Annotated in this window: 10 protein-coding genes; 1 reads left to right on the top strand and 9 read right to left on the bottom strand. The window is 66.9% G+C overall.

The window, feature by feature from the left end; translation table 11 throughout:
* Positions 1 to 8 precede the first annotated feature (8 nt).
* The 6 genes from ACQR1D_RS09055 to ACQR1D_RS09030 form a co-directional block, all read right to left on the bottom strand.
* Positions 9 to 929 (bottom strand): cytochrome c, encoded by a 921-nt coding sequence (locus tag ACQR1D_RS09055; protein WP_316218785.1) that lies wholly within the window; start codon positions 927 to 929, stop codon positions 9 to 11.
* A gap of 148 nt (positions 930 to 1077) precedes the next feature.
* Positions 1078 to 1527, bottom strand: a complete 450-nt coding sequence (locus ACQR1D_RS09050) for a c-type cytochrome (protein ID WP_315805319.1) — start codon at positions 1525 to 1527, stop codon at positions 1078 to 1080.
* Positions 1528 to 1656: 129 nt separating this feature from the next.
* Positions 1657 to 3966, bottom strand: coding sequence for a xanthine dehydrogenase family protein molybdopterin-binding subunit (locus ACQR1D_RS09045; RefSeq protein ID WP_316182945.1), 2310 nt, complete (start codon positions 3964 to 3966; stop codon positions 1657 to 1659).
* A gap of 149 nt (positions 3967 to 4115) precedes the next feature.
* Positions 4116 to 5645 carry a murein biosynthesis integral membrane protein MurJ gene (murJ, locus tag ACQR1D_RS09040; RefSeq protein ID WP_315805317.1) on the bottom strand — a complete coding sequence of 510 codons (1530 nt, stop codon included), beginning with the start codon at positions 5643 to 5645 and terminating at the stop codon, positions 4116 to 4118.
* A 1718-nt stretch (positions 5646 to 7363) separates the two neighbouring features.
* Positions 7364 to 8512, bottom strand: a complete 1149-nt coding sequence (locus ACQR1D_RS09035) for a DegT/DnrJ/EryC1/StrS family aminotransferase (RefSeq protein WP_434837829.1) — start codon at positions 8510 to 8512, stop codon at positions 7364 to 7366.
* A 55-nt stretch (positions 8513 to 8567) separates the two neighbouring features.
* Positions 8568 to 9578, bottom strand: a complete 1011-nt coding sequence (locus tag ACQR1D_RS09030; RefSeq protein WP_316183697.1) for a Gfo/Idh/MocA family protein — start codon at positions 9576 to 9578, stop codon at positions 8568 to 8570.
* Between the two features lie 360 nt (positions 9579 to 9938).
* On the opposite strand from ACQR1D_RS09030, the gene ACQR1D_RS09025 reads away from it, so the two are divergent.
* Positions 9939 to 10649: a DUF1223 domain-containing protein gene (locus ACQR1D_RS09025; RefSeq protein WP_434837828.1), complete on the top strand. Its 711-nt coding sequence runs from the start codon at positions 9939 to 9941 to the stop codon at positions 10647 to 10649.
* Between the two features lie 9 nt (positions 10650 to 10658).
* Here the strand turns inward: ACQR1D_RS09025 and ACQR1D_RS09020 are convergent, their stop codons facing one another.
* The 3 genes from ACQR1D_RS09020 to ACQR1D_RS09010 all read right to left on the bottom strand — a co-directional run bounded on the left by ACQR1D_RS09020 (position 10659) and on the right by ACQR1D_RS09010 (position 16640).
* Positions 10659 to 12878 carry a tetratricopeptide repeat protein gene (locus tag ACQR1D_RS09020; RefSeq protein ID WP_434837827.1) on the bottom strand — a complete coding sequence of 740 codons (2220 nt, stop codon included), beginning with the start codon at positions 12876 to 12878 and terminating at the stop codon, positions 10659 to 10661.
* 57 nt (positions 12879 to 12935) lie between these two features.
* Positions 12936 to 15158 (bottom strand): tetratricopeptide repeat protein, encoded by a 2223-nt coding sequence (locus ACQR1D_RS09015; RefSeq protein ID WP_434837826.1) that lies wholly within the window; start codon positions 15156 to 15158, stop codon positions 12936 to 12938.
* A 69-nt stretch (positions 15159 to 15227) separates the two neighbouring features.
* The gene (locus ACQR1D_RS09010) at positions 15228 to 16640 is read right to left on the bottom strand and encodes a mannose-1-phosphate guanylyltransferase/mannose-6-phosphate isomerase (RefSeq protein ID WP_316218705.1); all 1413 of its coding nucleotides are present in this window, start codon (positions 16638 to 16640) and stop codon (positions 15228 to 15230) included.
* Between the last annotated feature and the right edge of the window lie 6 nt (positions 16641 to 16646).

Below are 16646 nucleotides of genomic sequence, written 5' to 3'. Positions count from 1 at the left end.
CGAACTGATCAGCTTGCCGGCTTCTTCGGCTTCGGCGGGCCTTCCACCGGCGGCAGCGATTTCAGATAGACCGCCATCGCCTTGCGATCCTCGGGCGAGAGCTGCGAGGTGTTGCGGATCACCCGCGCCATCGAGCCGCCGACGTTGTCGCCGTCGGGCAGTTGTCCGGTCTCGAGGAAATAGCTGATGTCGCTCTCGCTCCAGTCCGACAGGCCCTTCTGGGTGATGTTCGGCACGAAGCCCTGACCTTCCGGCTCTGGCCCACCCGCCAGCCGCTGCGCCGAGACGATGCCGCCGAGCGCATTGCGCGGGCTGTGGCACTCGGCGCAATGGCCGAAGGTGCTGACCAGATAGGCGCCGCGATTCCACTCCGCCGGGCGCGAGGCGTTGGCGGCAAAGGGCTTGCCGTCGAAGAACAGCAGCTTCCAGACCCCGACGGTGCGACGGATGTTGAACGGAAATGGCATGTCGTGCGCGCGCGAGGCGCCCGCAACCGGCGGCAGCGTCTTCATGTAGGCGAAGAGATCGCGGACGTCGTCGATCTTCGCGGCCGCGTAGGAGGGATAGGGAAACGCCGGGTAGTAGTGGCTGCCGTCCGGCGACACGCCCCTCACCACCGCATTGACGAACTCGGCCTCGCTCCAGCGCCCGATACCGTCAGTGGGATCGGGCGAGATGTTGGGCGCATAGAACGTCCCGAACGGCGAGCTCAGCGGCAGGCCGCCGCCGAGCTTCAGTCGATCCGGCTGGTTCGGCACGGCGTGACAGGACGCGCAGCCACCGATGTTGAACATCTCCTGCCCGTTGGCGAGATCCGGCGCGCGCGTCGCCGCTGCGAGCGTGATCGTCGACGGCTGGGTCAACCACCAGAACACCGTCAGGCCGGCGGCGCCGAGCACGCAGAGAGCAAGCAGGAGGCGGCGTAGCATGGTGGCTCCGTCACAGCAGGAGGAGATCGTCGGCCCGGCGATCATTACCGGAGCTCGGCGGCGCCGTGATACGTCAGGACGCCCGCACGGCGCAAACAAACGGGGGCGGACGCAATGTCGCGTCCGCCCCCGTGGATGGCAGGTCAGATCAACTGTTCTTGAGACGGAAGGTCTCGTGGCAACCGCCACATTCCTTGCCGATGCCCGGCGCGGTCGCCTTCAGACTGTCGAGATCCTTGATCTTCGCCTTGGCCTCGGTGACGACCTTCGCGAAGCTGTCGATCTTGGCCTTGAAGCCGGCCTGGTCTTCCCAGATCTTCGGCGACGGACCGTAGTCGCCCTCGAACTTGGCGCCCTTCAGGCTCGCCGGATACATCGTCGGCAGCTTCTTGGCGGTGTCCTCGAGCTGGGCCAGAGCGGCATTGACGGCGGCCTGGTCATACGGCTTCTCGCCCTTGACCATCGCGATCAGGACACCGCCGAGGTTCTTGGCGTTGGCCTTCATCGTGTCCTGGCTATGCTTGACCAGATCCTGCTGTGCCATCACGGCGCCGGCCCCTAGCAGCAAAGCTGCGACAGCCACGACAGTCCGCTTCATCAATTCGCTCCTTTGTTGTCACAATCCCGTCCAGCCCACCCGGACGGGTCGCTCGGTTGGTCAACCCCTCAGCCGGCGGATTATTCCGGAATTGAGGCGGATATCGGAGGAGATCCGGAGGGAGAGTACTCAGAGACTATGACGGCGATGCTGCTCCCGGATCGCGATCCAGACGCGCTCCGGGGTCGCCGGCATGTCGATGTGATCGATCTTGTACTCACGCCAGAGGGCTTCGACGATCGCATTGACGACGGCCGGACAGGAGCCGATCGCCCCCGCTTCGCCGGCGCCCTTGACGCCCATCGGATTGGTCTTGCAGGGCACGTTGTGGGTCTCGAAGGTAAAGGACGGCGCGTCGGCGGCGCGCGGCAGCGCGTAGTCCATGAAGCTGCCGGTGACGAGCTGGGCGTCGGAGTTGCTGTAGACCACCTGCTCCATCAGCGCCTGGCCGATGCCCTGCACCGCACCGCCATGCACCTGGCCGGCCAGCAGCAGCGGATTCAGCGTCACGCCGAAATCGTCGACGATGACGTAGTTGACGATCCGGATGATGCCGGTCGCCGGGTCGATCTCGACCTCGGCCACGTGGGTGCCGTTCGGATAGGTGCCGTCGGCGCTGGCGAAGGTGGCGCTGCCCTTGAGCTTGTCAGGATCGACGCCGGGACGCTTGGCGAGGTCGGCAAACGAGATCGCGCGGTCGGTGCCGGCGACGCGGATCACGCCGTCGGCGATCTCGAGATCGCCGAGCCCGGCTTCGAGCGCTTCGGCCGCGATCTGCTTGAGCTTGTCGCCGAGCTCGTGGGTGGCGCGCTGCACGCTGACGCCGCCGGAGGGGATCGAGGCCGAGCCGCCGGTGCCGAGGCCGGTCGCGATCTCGGCCGTGTCGCCCTGATGGATGTGCACGCGCTCCGGCGCCAGGCCGAATTGCTCGGCGACGATCTGGGCGTAGGCGGTCTGGTGGCCCTGCCCGCTCGACTGCGTGCCGATCAGGATGGTGACGTCACCGTTCGGGTCGAGCCGCACGTTGGCGGTCTCCTCGCCCATGGTGCCGCAGACCTCGACATAGCTCGCGAGCCCGATGCCGCGAATGAGACCGTGCTTCTTGGCGGCCTTGGCGCGCTTCGAAAACTCCTTCCACTCGGCGATCTCCATGGCGCGCTTGAGGTGCGCGTTGAAATCGCCGGAATCATAGACCTTTCCGGTCGCGGTCTTGTAGGGCAGCGCGCGCGGCGGGATGAAGTTCTTGCGCCTGATCGCATCGACGGACATGTCGAGCTTGCGCGCGCAGGCGTCGACCAGACGCTCGATGACGTAGGCCGCCTCGGGACGGCCCGCGCCGCGATAGGCGTCGACCGGCACGGTGTGGGTGAAGATCGTGCGCACGCGGCAGTGGAAGGCCTGGATGTCGTAGAGGCCCGGCAGCATGCCGGCGCCGCCATGCGGGATATAGGGCGCGAAGGTCGACAGATAGGCGCCCATGTCGCCCATCAGGTCGACGTCCATCGCGAGGAACTTGCCGTCCTCGGCCAGCGCCATCTTCGCCGTGGTGACGTTGTCGCGGCCCTGCGCATCGCCCATGAAATGCTCGGAGCGGTCGGCGGCCCAGCGCACCGACTTGCGCAGTCGCTGCGCGGCGACCGCGACCAGCGCGTATTCCCGGTAGGGAAACAGTTTTGTGCCGAAGCCGCCGCCGACGTCGGGGCAGATCACCCGCATCTTCTCGGTCGGGATCTTCAGCACGTTCTGGCAGAGGATGTCGCGCAGGCGGTGGCTGCCCTGGCTGCCGGCCGTCAGGGTCAGATGGTCGCGCTTGGTGTCGTAGTCGCAGACCGCGGCGCGGGTCTCCATGAAGCTCGCCACCACGCGCGGATTGACGATGCGGATCTCGGCGACCGCATGCGCCTTCGCGAACGCCGCCTCGACCGCCGCCTTGTCGCCGATCCCGACATCGAACAGCACGTTGCCCTTGTGCTCGGCCCAGACCTGCGGCGCATCCGGCTTGATCGCGTTCACGACGCCGGTCACCGCCGGCAGCGTCGTCCACTCGACCTTGATCGCCTCCAGCGCATCGCGCGCGTGGTCGAGCGTGTCGGCGACGACGAAGGCGATGGCATCGCCGACGTGGCGCACCTCGTCCTTGGCGAGGATCGGATAAGGCGGCGCGGTGAACGGATCGGTCTCGAGATTGAACAGGCACGGCAGCCCGCCGAGCTCGGCGGTGTCCTCGGCGGTCAGGATCAGCGCCACGCCCGGCAACAGCCGCGCCTGGGTGACATCAATGGTGAATTTGGCATGGGCATGCGGCGAGCGCAGCACCAGGGCATGCAGGGCAGCGGATGGCGCGAGATCATCGGTGTAGCGGCCCTTGCCGCGAATCAGCGCGTCATCCTCTTTCCGGAGAACGCTTTGTCCCATACCGAACTTGATCGGAGCTGCCATCTGGTTTCACTTCCCACTGCATTGTCGCGACGATTGGCCAGCATATTGCAGCGGATCACGCCCTCGCGCAAACGGCATATGGCCGCTCCCCGAACACGCGCGGTCAACTCTCGGCAGGCATGCCAGCACGCCATGCTGCAGCGCAAACGTCAGCGCCGCACGAGGGCCTTCAGCCAGCGCGGACCGAACAGCACGAGGATGGCGCCCACGTAGATGACGGCGCCGACGATGATCAGCAGACCGAGAACGGCTTCGTCCTGCATGCGGCCGAGCGACGCGAGCCGGGTCGATGCCACCAGGGCCGTTGCCCACAACGCCGCCGCGAGCACCACGCCGGTCCCGGCGAACTTCAGCAGCGACGAGGTGAGCCGCCGATCGAAGTGCAGATAGCCTTTGTGCACGGCGAAGCCGAGCACCAGCAGCAGATTGATCCAGGCGCCGACGGCCGTCGCCAGCGCGAGTCCGACCTGGGCGAGCGAGCCCATCAGCAGCACCTTCAGCACGACGTTGGCGGTCAGCCCCGTCAGCGAGGCCTTCACCGGCGTCGCGGTGTCCTTGCGCGCGTAGAAGGTCGAGACCGCGCTGCGAATCATCACGAACGGGATCAGGCCCACGGCATAGGCGGCGAGCGTCGCCCCGGCCGCGGCGGCGTCGCCCTTGGTGAAGGCGCCGCGCGCGAACATCGCGCGGGTGATCACGTCGGGGACGGCGAGGAAGGCGGCGACGAACGGCACCGAGAACAACAGCGTGAACTCGAACGCCCGGCGCTGCTGCTCCATGGCGCCATCGTGATCGTTCGCCGTGAGCCGCCGTGACATCTCCGGCAGCAGCACCGTGCCGATGGCGATGCCGATCACGCCGATCGGCAACTGGTTGAGGCGGTCGGCATAATACAGTGCCGAGATCGCGCCGGCCGGGAGGAACGTCGCGATGATGGTGTCGGCGAACATCGCGACCTGCGTGCCCATCGAGCCCAGCGTCGCCGGTCCCAGCGCCTTGAAGAAGGCGCGGATGTCGTCGTCGAGCTTCAGCGGCGCGAACCGCGGCAGCCCGCCATGGCGGGCGAGGTCGCCGGCGAGCAGGAAATATTGCAGGAAGCCGGAGATCAGCACGCCCCAGGCGGCGGCATGGCCGACACCGGGGAAGAACGCCGCCAGCGCCAGGGTCGCCATCATCGCGAGATTGAGGAAGATCGACGCCGCCGCCGCGCTGGCAAAGCGCTGCATCACGTTGAGCATGCCGCCATAGAGCGTCACCAGCGTGATCAGCAGCAGATAGGGAAAGGTGATTCGCGTCAGCGTGATCGCAAGCTCGCGCTGCCCGGGATCGTCGGTGAAACCGGGCGCCAGGATCGTCATCGCCTGTGGCATGAACACCCAGGCGAGGATCAGCAGCACGACCTGAGAGGCCAGCAGCAAGGTGAAGATGCGGTCGGCAAACAGGCTCGCAGACGCCGGCCCCTTCTCGCCATGGACATGCGCGTAGGCCGGCACGAACGCCGCGTTGAACGCCCCCTCGGCGAAGATCGCCCGGAAATGGTTCGGCAGCCGGAACGCGATGAAGAACGCGTCGGCGACCGGCCCGGCGCCGAGAATCGCCGCCAGCATGATATCGCGGGCAAAGCCGGTGAGCCGCGACAGCAGCGTATAGCCGCCGACGGTGAAGATACGTCCGAGCATGGGGGGCTTCTAGAGCATCGGGGGGCGAGTTTGAAGCGGGGAACGTGGCCTCCTTCTGCTTACGGCCAAAGTGTGGCGACTGGGCGCGCGGCCCCCCTCCCCCACTTGCGAGCCGAGCCGGCACACATCGTCTCGGGCTTTTCGCCGCGCCGCCCGGGAAGCCTCTCCCCGCTTGCGGCGGGGCGACTGCCTCCACGTATTGCGTCCGTCTGCTGCCACGTCGTCATGGCCGGGCCTGTCCTGGCCATCCACGTCGTCGGGCGCCTTCGGAACGACGTGGATGCCCGGGACAAGCCCGGGCACGACGGACTAACTCATTGGCAGCGCGTAGGACGAACGAGCGACGGGCAATCCGCCGCGCCCGATGCGAACACTCAACGAATGCCGCGCCTTTGCGCAGATCGTTGATTACGGTATGCAGACGAGACCAACTCACGCATTTTGGTGCGCAACATCAAATGTGACATGATGGCGGACTACGCTGCGCTGATCCGCCCTATGCGCTCGGGAGGTTGCCAAGGTGTCGAGTGACATTCAGGTTGGGGACCGTGTGAGACTGCGTGGCCTACCTGATTGGCTGCTGCATGACCTGCCCGCGAGCGAGCAGGCGGAAATGCGCGCCTTTATTGGCCAGTCATGTGTGGTGAGTGAAATCGACGCTTTTGGCTACTATTGGCTTGGATTCGGTAGGACTATCGTCGACTCGGATGGAACTCGCTGCGGTGGCCATTCATTCTGTGTTCCACGAGAGTTCATTGAACGAGCCCCCATGGACAAGCCTATTCCGCAAGAGTCGCACCTCGACTAATTTCGCGAGCCGCTCAAGCGCATCCCTCTAACCAGTCCGTTTCTGGAAAATATTCCTCTTTCTTTTTCTCCGAAAACATGATTGTATGTCGCCGTCCCGTCTCGATCAGAGGGGCGCTTCGCGGTCGTCACGGACGTTGAGGCGGGATGCGGTGGGCGTGTCGATGTTGCAGCGTGGTTCGCCACGCCGACGAACAACGTCGATGCGCACGGTCAAGTCGCGTGGTCCTGGCATCCCGACGCTGATGCCCCGCGTAATGCGCGAAAGCGCATTGCGCGCACGGTGGCCAAAAAGCCCGGAGCACCGGGGAGAACGCGAAGCAGCCGTCAAAACCATCGCGCGGGGAATGCCGGGATGTCTCGGCTGAACCTGTGGTTCCTGCCGCCTGCATTTTTTCCGCAGGCGGGCCATGGGTGCGGCCAGCGCCCGGCATTCCCCGTGCCCTCTTTTAAGGAGAGGGCATGACGAACAGCAAAGCTCGGACGCCAGATGCGCCGCGAGAAGGTGAACACATGTCTCACCACCGTCATTGCGAGGAGCGAAGCGACGAAGCAATCCAGGACCGCACGCGCAGCCCTGGATTGCTTCGCTTCGCTCGCAATGACAGTGAGCATGCCGGTCGCACGTCGGCACTTGCGACGCTGGCGGGGAGGCGCACCACGCACTCCGCTGTCGTCCCGGACAAGCCTGCCGACGCGAAGCGGCGGCGGGCGCCGATCCGGGATCCATACGCCGTGCAGCCGATGGGGCGCGCGGAACGGGCCGCCTGCCCCTTCCAGACATCACGCGGTATGGGTCCCGGCGTTCGCCGGGACGACAGTGTTTGTTGGAGCTGCCGGTGGGACAGATCATTCATACACGCTGCGGCCGGTCGGGCCGCCAGCGGAGATGCGCGACGATGCGTAAGACCTCAGGCCAGTGCGCCGCGCACGACGTCGATGATGCGCCCTTGCGTCGCCTCGTCCAGATAGGCGTGCATCGGCAGGCTGATGACGTCGCTGGAGAGCTGCTCGCTGACCGGCAGGCCGCCGTCGGCGCTCGGGAAGATGCGGTAGGCGGTCTGCTGGTGCATCGACTTCGGATAATAGATCGCGGTCGGGATGCCCTGCGCCTTCAACGCGGCGGCGAAGGTGTCGCGATCGACGCCCTTGGGCAGGCGGATGGTGTATTGCGCCCAGACCGAGGTGCAGCCGTCGACCAGGCGAGGCACCTTCACGACGTCGGCCAGCGCCGCCGTATAGCGCTCGGCGACGACATTGCGCGCGGCGATCTCGTCGTCGAAGATCTTGAGCTTCTCGAGCAGCACCGCCGCCTGAATCGTGTCGAGCCGCGCGGTGAGGCCGAGGCGGACGTTGTCGTATTTGTCGCTACCGCCGCCATGGGCGCGCACGCTGCGCAGCCGCTCCAGCAGGCCGGCATCGTCGGTGAGGATGGCGCCGCCGTCGCCGAAGCAGCCGAGCGGCTTGGCCGGATAGAAGCTGGTGGCGGTGGCAAGCCCGAAGGTGCCGATGCGGCGGCCCTTGTAGCTGGCGCCAAAGCCCTGCGCGGCGTCGTCGAGCACGAACAGCCCTTCGGCTTCGGCAATTGCGGCGACCGCATCATGGTCGGCGCTCTGGCCGAACAGATCGACCGGGATCACGGCCTTCGGCTTGAGGCCGAGCCGCTTCGCGGTGGCGATGCCGCGGCGGAGCGAGGCCGGATCGATGTTGAAGGTGTCCTCCAGCACGTCGACGAACACCGGCGTGGCGCCGGTCAGCGCCACCGCTTCGCCGGTCGCGCAGAACGTGAAGGACGGGCACAGCACCGCGTCGCCGGGGCCGATGCCTTGGGCCATCAGCACCATCAGCAGCGCGTCGGTGCCGCTGGAGCAGCTCACGGCGTATTTGGCGCCACAATACGCCGCCAGCTCGGCCTCGAGCTGAATGATTTCGGGGCCGCCGAGGAACTGGCAATGCGCGAGCACGCGGGCGACGGCGTCGTCGAGCGACTTGCCGAGCCGCTGGCGCTGCGCGGCGGTGTCGATGAACGGAATGGGCTGATGACGCAGGTGCTGGTTCATGAGCTCTGACAAAGGTTCGGAAACGGAAATGAGGGTGAAGCGGAGGCCTGGGCGGCTAGCCGGCCACGGCGCGCCGCTTGGTGGCAGCCGCCTCGGCCGGACGATGGCTCGAGGTCTCCAGGCACTGCGTGGCGATCGCCAGACTCGCGACGCCCTCGTCGCCGGTGACGGCCGGCGCCGTGCCCGAGCGCACCGCATGCAGGAAGGCGATCAGCTCGGCGCGCAGCGGCTCGTCATGGCCGACCGGGAGATGACGCATCGAGTAGCTGCCGTCCGGCTTGAAGCCGAAGCACTCGGTGACCTGACGGGTGAGCAGATCGCCCATGATGTACTTGCCGCGCGTCGCCACCGTCACGTTTCGCGCCTTGAACGGCGTAAGCCAGTTGGTGTTGATGTGGGCGAGCACGCCGGAGGCGGTGCGGAACTGCAAGAGCGCGATGTCCTCGCGCTCGGCCACCGCGCTCGACAGTTGCGGCTGCACCTCGATGATGTCGGATTCGGTGAACCACCGGATGAGATCGATGTCGTGCACGGCGAGATCGATGACGACGCCGACATTGGACATGCGCGGCGGGAACGGGCCGACGCGGGTGATCGCGATCGACAGGATGTCCTCGCCGGCGATCGCCTTCTTGATCGCGGCCACCGCCGGATTGAAGCGCTCGACATGGCCGATCATCAAAGTGACGCCGGCGCGATGCGCGGCCGAGACGATCTCCCTGCCCTCGTCCACCGTCGAGGCGATCGGCTTCTCGACCATCAGGTGAACCTTGCGCGCGATGCAGGCCAGCGCAAGCTCATGATGCAGATGCGTCGGCGCCGCAATGGTCACGGCGTCGACGCCCTCCGCGACGAGCTGGTCGAGGCTCTCGAAGGTCGGGCAGTTCGCAAGCTCGGTGACGCGGCTGCGATGCGCGGGCAGCGGATCGACCACGCCGACCAGATGCACGTCGGGCAGTCCGGCGAGCACGCGGGCATGATTGCTGCCCATCACGCCGGCTCCGATCACGCCGACGCGCAGCGCCTGCCTCAGCTCGGCCTTGTGGCCCGCCCCCTTGGAACTCATGTCATCGACCCCATCAATGCCCCCGGCTTGCGACGTCACGGATTGGCCGCAACGGTTAACGAACTGCAAATCACCGGTCGAAGCTCTCCTAGCATGCCGCTCGAAGCGAGGCGAATGCGGAAAGCCTTTTCAGGACACGATTTGATTCAGAAAGTTACATCCGGCCCGGACAAAAAACGCTGTCTTTTGAACGGCGTGCGCGATGCGCTTCAGGTGTGGCGGGCGCCCTGCTCACGCGTCACGACAGGTCGCGAAAGTAACGGTGGATGCGTCTTCACGCCTGCGTGTTGGCTACGGCAGGAGGTAACGCGATGGCCCGCGCCAGCGAAGGAGATCACGTCACAACGCGGGAGAACACCCATGTCCCTCAGCCTCGCCTCGTTCCGCCACGCCTCCGCCTTCGCCGTGCTGCTCGCATCGCTTGCCCCGTGGTCGCCATCGGCCGCCGCAACGGATCGGCCCGTCGTCATCGAGCTGTTCACCTCGCAGGGCTGTTCCTCCTGCCCGCCTGCAAATGCCTATCTCAACGAGATGGTGCGGCAGCGCCGCGACGTGCTGCCGCTCGCCTTTCACGTCACCTATTGGGACCGGCTGGGCTGGAAGGACCCGTTCTCGCTGCCGGCCGCCACCGATCGCCAGGCCCGCTATGGCAGCCGCTTCGGCGACGGCTCCTACACGCCGGAGATCGTCGTCGACGGCACGACGAGCCATGTCGGCTCCAACCGGGCCGAGGTGGGACCCGCGATCGATCGCGCCAGAAGCGCGAGCGCGACGGCGGCGCCGCTCAAGCTCGCACGCAATGGCGACAGGCTTACGGTCGAGGTCGGCGGCGGTGAAGGACGCGGACGCCTGCTCCTGGTCGGCTTCGATCATCGGCATGAAACGTCGATCCGCCGCGGCGAGAATGGCGGCCGCACGCTGGAGGAGCTGAACGTGGTGCGCTCGGTGCGCCCGCTGGCAGATTGGAGCGGCAGCGCGCTGCGCCTCACCGAGCCGATGCCGGAGGGCGAAGACGCGGCCGTAATTCTCGAAGCGGCGGATGGGCGCATCGTCGGTGCAGCGCGGCTGTAGCCGCCACGATCAGGAGGAGGCGCAATAACGGCGCCAGAACAGACGATAGCCCTCCTCGACCTTGCGGGTGTAGGTCTCGACATTGCCGGCGGCGGAGTTCGCGACCATCGCCGGCAGTTGCGCCCGCAGCTTCGCCAGCTCAGCGGGCTGCGCTGCGAATCTGAGGGCGATTGCGATGTAGCCGTCATCGTCCTCCGCCACGAACTCGGCGAGCCCGACCGCCGTGTTGATGGCGGCCGCGGCACGCGCCGCGGCGCCGTGGCCGAGCTTGGCGATGACGGGCACACCGGCCTGCAGCGATTCCCAGGTGCTGACGCCGCCATTCTGCGGGAATGGATCGAGCGACATGTCGATCGCAGCGAATTGCGCGATGTGCTGATCGCGCGTCGACAGGCCGAGGCAGGTGATGCGCTCCTGCGCGATGCCGCGCGCCACGAACCGGGCAACGAGGCCATCGCGCAGCAGGGGCTCGTCGAGCGCGCCGTTCTTGATGACGATCCGCGAGTCCGGCAGCGCGCCCATCAGCCGGGACCAGAGCGCGAGCGCCGGCTCGGAGATCTTGTCGATGCGGTTGAAGACGCCGAACGTGATATAGCCGTTGCGCAGCATCGGCAGCGGCGTCGGCTGCCATCCTGGCAAGGGATCGGTGGTGATCACGGCCGGCAGATCGTAGACCTGCTCGGCGAACAGCGGACGCGCGGTCTCCGGCACGGTCACCGGATCGGCGAAGAAGTAGTCGATGGTCGGAAGCCCCGTTCCGGTGCCGCTGCCCCACGCGGTGACCTGCACCGGCGCCGGCTTGCGCGCGAACACCGGCAGCCGGTTGCCGGCGGAATGGCCGGAGAGATCGACGAGGATATCGACCTGATCGGCCTCGATGCGATCGCTCAGTTCCTCGTCGGACATCTGCCAGGCGTCGACCCAGACGTCGGCGGCGGAGCGACAGCGCTCGGTCATGCCATCCTGCTGCGGCGAGCAGGAGTAGCAGACGACCTTGAAGGCCTGGTGGTCGTGATGGCGCAGGACCGGCAGGAATACCAGCGCAGCCGAGTGATTCCTGAAATCGGACGAGACGTAGCCGATGGTCAGCCGCCGCTCCGGATCGCGGTCGCGAAACGGCGGCGGCCTACGGGTGATCTTGCTGCCGATCCTGGTCCACCATTCGCGGCGCACCGCCTGGTGCCGAGCAAAGTCGGTGTCGGGCATGAAGTCGAGCAGGAAGATCTTCGCGGTGATCGCATCACCGAAATCCGGCTTGATCTCGAGCGCGCGCTCGAAGTGCTGCAAGGCCGTCGCGAGATCGCCCTGCTTGCAGAAGCATTCGCCGAGCCAGGTCCAGGCGACCTCGGACTGCGGGTTCTGCTCCAGCACCTTGCGGCACGCGTCCATCGCCGGCGCGATATTGTCCTTGATGGCGCTGAGCTGCGCGAAGCCCAGCAACGCCACGTCCTGCCATGGATCGAGCGCCAGGGCGGCCTTGAAGTCGGCCATGGCCCGCTCGAACCGTCCGGCCTGCTGGTGCAGGCGGCCGCGCTGTGCCAGCACCTGCGCGGCATTGGACTTGATTGCAAGCGCGGCGTCGAACGCCGCGAGCGCCTCGTCGGAATGGCGCAGATTGATGCTGGCGAGGCCCTTGCCGAACATCGCCTCCATGTGGCGCGGGTTGAGCGACAATGCGCGATCGAAGCTCGCATTGGCCTCCGCATTGCGGGCGAGCGGAAGCAGCGCCATGCCGCGATTGCAATAGGCGTCGGCATAGTCCGGCTTGAGCGCGATCGCCCGGTCATGCGCGGCGATCGCCTCCTCCGGCCGCCCCAGCCGCATCAGCGTGTTGCCGAGGCCGGTGATCGCCACGAGCAGATTCGGCTTCAGCGCGATTGCCCGCTCCTGGCATTTGCGCGCCTCCTCGAAGCGCTTGCGGTTGAACAGCGCCAGACCGAGATTGGAGAGCGCCTCGGCATTCCGCGGCTCGATCTCGACGGCCTTGATGAGCGCCTGCTCGGCCATCTCCATTTGTCCGCCGTCGAGCGCCGTCACGCCGAGCAGATGCAACGCATCGAAATGATCGGGCAGCAGCGCCAGGATCTGGCCGCAGACCGCCTGCGCCTCGGCGCGACGGCCGCCGCGATAAGCGGCGACGGCCTGTTGCATCAGCGCATCGGCCTGCTTGCGATGCTTCTTCTGCAGCCTCGCATTCTGAAACGCGCGGGAACCGACGTCGCTTGCCAAAAGACGGCCTCCGGAGTGACGCGTAGATCGACAGAACAGGCGTACTGCGGACGGCGCTCAGCCGCCGGCGGCACAATAGCGGCGCCAGAACTGGCGATAGCCTTCCTCGACCTTGCGCGTGTAGGTCTCGACATTGCCGGCAGCGGAGTTGGCCACCCGCGCCGGCAGCTCGGCGCGGAGCCGAGCCAGCTCGGCCGGCTGGGCCGCGTGTCGCACGGCGATCGCGATGTAGCCCTCGTCGTCCTCGGCCACCCAGTCGTCGAGCCCGACCGCCTTGACGATCGCGCCGCCGGCCCGCGACGCCGCGCTGCTGCCGAGCTTGGCAACCACGGGCACGCCGGCCTGCAGCGATTCCCAGGTGCTGACGCCGCCATTCTGCGGGAACGGATCGAGCGAGATGTCGATGTTGGCGAACGCTGCGATGTGCTCATGGCGCATCGACGCGCCCAGACACGTAAGGCGGCTCTCGCCGACGCCGTGCGCGGCGAAGCGGGCGATCAGCGTGTCGCGCAGGAATGCATCCTCAAGCGCGCCGTTCTTGATCACGACGCGGGCGTCCGGCAGCGCCCGGAGCAGCGCCGACCACACCGTCAGCACCTCGTCGGAGATCTTGTCGACGCGGTTGAAGACACCGAAGGTGACGTAGCCGTTGCGCAACATCGGCAGCGGTGTCGGCTGCGCGTCCGGCAGAGGATCCGTGGTGATCAGTGCCGGCAGATCGTAGACCTGCTCGGCGAACAGCGGCCGTACTGCCGCCGGCACCGTCACCGGATCGGCGAAGAAGTAGTCCATGGTGGGCAGGCCGGTGCCGGTCGCATTGCCCCACGCGGTGACCTGGATCGGCGCGGGCTTGCGGGCGAACACGGTGAGCCGGTTGCCGGCCGAATGACCGGAGAGGTCGACGAGAATGTCGACCTGATCGGCCTGGATGCGATCGGCGAGTTCATCGTCGGACAACTGAGAGGCCTCGATCCAGCCATCGGCCGCAGCCTTGCACTGCTCGGTGACGGAATCGACCAGCGGCGAGCACGAGTAGCAGATGACCTTGAACGCCGCGTGGTCGTGATGGCGCAGCACCGGAAGGAAGGTCAGCGCGGCCGAATGGCTGCGGAAGTCGGACGACACGTAGCCGACCGTGATGCGGCGATCCGGATCGCGGTCGATGGCGGCAAGCTGGCGCTGCGGGATATGCGCGCCGATCCGCTCCCACCATTCGCGGCGGACGGCCTGATGCAGGGCGACGTCGGCGCCGGGATAGAAATCGAGCGCGAAGATCTTCTTCATGATCGCATCCTCGAAATCCGGCTTGATCTCGAGGGCGCGATCGAAGTGCTGGATGGCGCCGGCCGTGTCGCCCTGCTTCGCGAGGCACGTGCCGAGCCAGATCAGCGCGACTTCCGACGCCGGATTCTGCTCCAGCACCCGCTTGCAGGCCAGCATCGCTGGCGCGATCCGCTCGGTGAGCACGCAGACATGCGCCTTGCCGAGCAGCGCCGCTTCGAGCCCGGGGTCGATCGCCAGCGCGGCATCGAAATCGGCCTCGGCCTCGGCGAACCGTCCCATCTGCACATAGAGCCGGCCACGCTGCGCGATGACGGCCGCCGTCCCCGGCTTCATGGCAAGCGCGGCGTTGAAGGCGGCCAGCGCCTGCTCGAGGTGCCGCAGATTGACGCTGACCAACCCCTTGCCGAACGTCGCCTGCATGTGCCGCGGCGCCAGCGCCAGGGCGCGGTCGAAACTCTGCCGGGCCTCCTCGTTGCGCAGGAGGAGCAGTTGCGCCATGCCGCGATTGCAGTAGGCGTCGGCGAAATCGGGCTTCAGCGCGATGGCGCGGTCATGCACCTCGATCGCCTGCGCGAACAGCTGCATGTTCATCAGGGTGTTGCCGAGGCTCGTCAGCGCCGTGGCGAAACTGGGCTTGAGCGCGACGGCGCGCTCCTGCACCGCGCGCGCCTCCTCGTAGCGCTTCATGCTGAACAGCGCGAGGCCGAGATTGGCAAGGGCTTCGGCATTGCGCGGCTCCACCGCGACGGCGCGGGTCAGGGCCTGCTCGGCGAGATCGAGCCGGCCGCTGTCGAGCGCGGAGGCGCCGAGAAGGTGAAGAGCGTCGAAATGATCGGGCACGAGGGCCAGCGCCTGACCGCAGATGGCCTGGGCATCGGCATGCCGGCCAGCCCGATAGGCCTCGACGGCCTTCGGCAGCAGGCCGTCGGCCTGCTTGCGGTTCTTCTTCTGCAGGCGCGCGTTCTGGAACGCACGCGATCCGATCGTGCTTTGCAAGGAAGCTCTCCGGCGGACGACTCCGGGGCTGTCTAGCACGGCTCGCGTGATTCGCGGCGAGACCCCGCCCTACTCGCGGCGGTAATCGTCCTCGATGCGGATGATGTCGTCCTCGCCGAGATAGGACCCGGTCTGGACCTCGATCAGCTCCAAGAGGATCTTGCCCGGGTTCTCCAGCCGGTGCACCGCGCCCATCGGGATGTAGATCGATTCGTTCTCATGCACGGTCTGAACGGTCTCGTTCACCGTGACCCGCGCCGCGCCGCGCACCACGATCCAGTGCTCGGACCGGTGATAGTGCTTCTGCAGCGACAGCCGCTGGCCGGGCTTGACGATGATGCGCTTGACCTGGTGGCGCTCGCCATTGTCGACCGACTGATAGCTGCCCCAGGGCCGGTGCACCTTGATGTGCGCCTCGGTGACCTCCGGCGCGACGGTCTTGAGCTTGGCGACCAGCCGCTTCAAGCCGTTGGCATCGCGCTGGCGCGACACCAGCACGGCATCCTGCGCCGCCACCACGACGAGATCGTCGACGCCTTCGAGCGCGACCAGCGCCTTGTCGGTGACGACGTTGCAATTGCGGGAATCCTCGAACACGGCGGTGCCGCGCGCGGCGTTGCCCTGCCCGTCCTTGTCGGACAATTCCCAGACCGCATGCCAGGAGCCGACGTCGGACCAGCCGCACGACACCGGGGCCACGGCCGCACGCTCGGTCTTCTCCATCACGGCATAGTCGATCGAGATCGGCTTGGCCGCGGCGAAGGCGTCGGAGTCGAGGATGATGAAGCTGAGGTCGCGGCCGGCCTTGGCAACGGAGTTGGTGACCGTCTGCACGCTGTCGGCATCGAACTTGCGGTATTCGTCGAGCAGGACCGACGCGCGGAACATGAAGTTGCCGCTGTTCCAGAGATAGCCCTCGCGAATGTAGCGCTCCGCGGTCGGCTGGTCCGGCTTCTCGACGAATTTCGCGACCGCCCGCACCTCCCCGGATACCGGCGCGCCAGGACTGATGTAGCCGTATTCTGTGGCCGCGCGCTCCGGATTGACGCCGAAGGTGACGATGCGGCCGGCCTCGGCGGCAGCGAGCCCCTGGCGGCACGCCGCGAGAAAAGCGGGGGTGTCACGAACGACGTGATCGGCCGCGAGCGCCAGCACGACAGCATCCTGATGGCGCGACTGGGCAAAGGCGGCTCCGGCGGCGATCGCCGGGCCTGAATCGCGTCGCATCGGCTCCAGCAGGACGTCGGCCTCGATGCCGATCTCGGCCAGTTGCTCCAGCACCATGAAGCGATAGGCCAGGTTGGTGATGATGATCGGCCGCTCGAACAGATCGGCATCGGAGACGCGCAGCAGCGTATCCTGGAAGGTGGAACGGGCGCCGAACAGCGGCAGGAACTGCTTCGGCCTGACCTCGCGCGAGGCCGGCCACAGCCGGGTTCCGGCGCCACCGCACATGATGAGAGGAATGATGCGTCCGGTCATGAAATC

This window comes from Bradyrhizobium sp. HKCCYLRH2047 (assembly GCF_051168175.1).
Classification (GTDB): domain Bacteria; phylum Pseudomonadota; class Alphaproteobacteria; order Rhizobiales; family Xanthobacteraceae; genus Bradyrhizobium.
The sequence above is the reverse complement of the archived record's forward strand: the minus strand, read 5'-3'. Positions and strand labels throughout refer to the sequence as shown.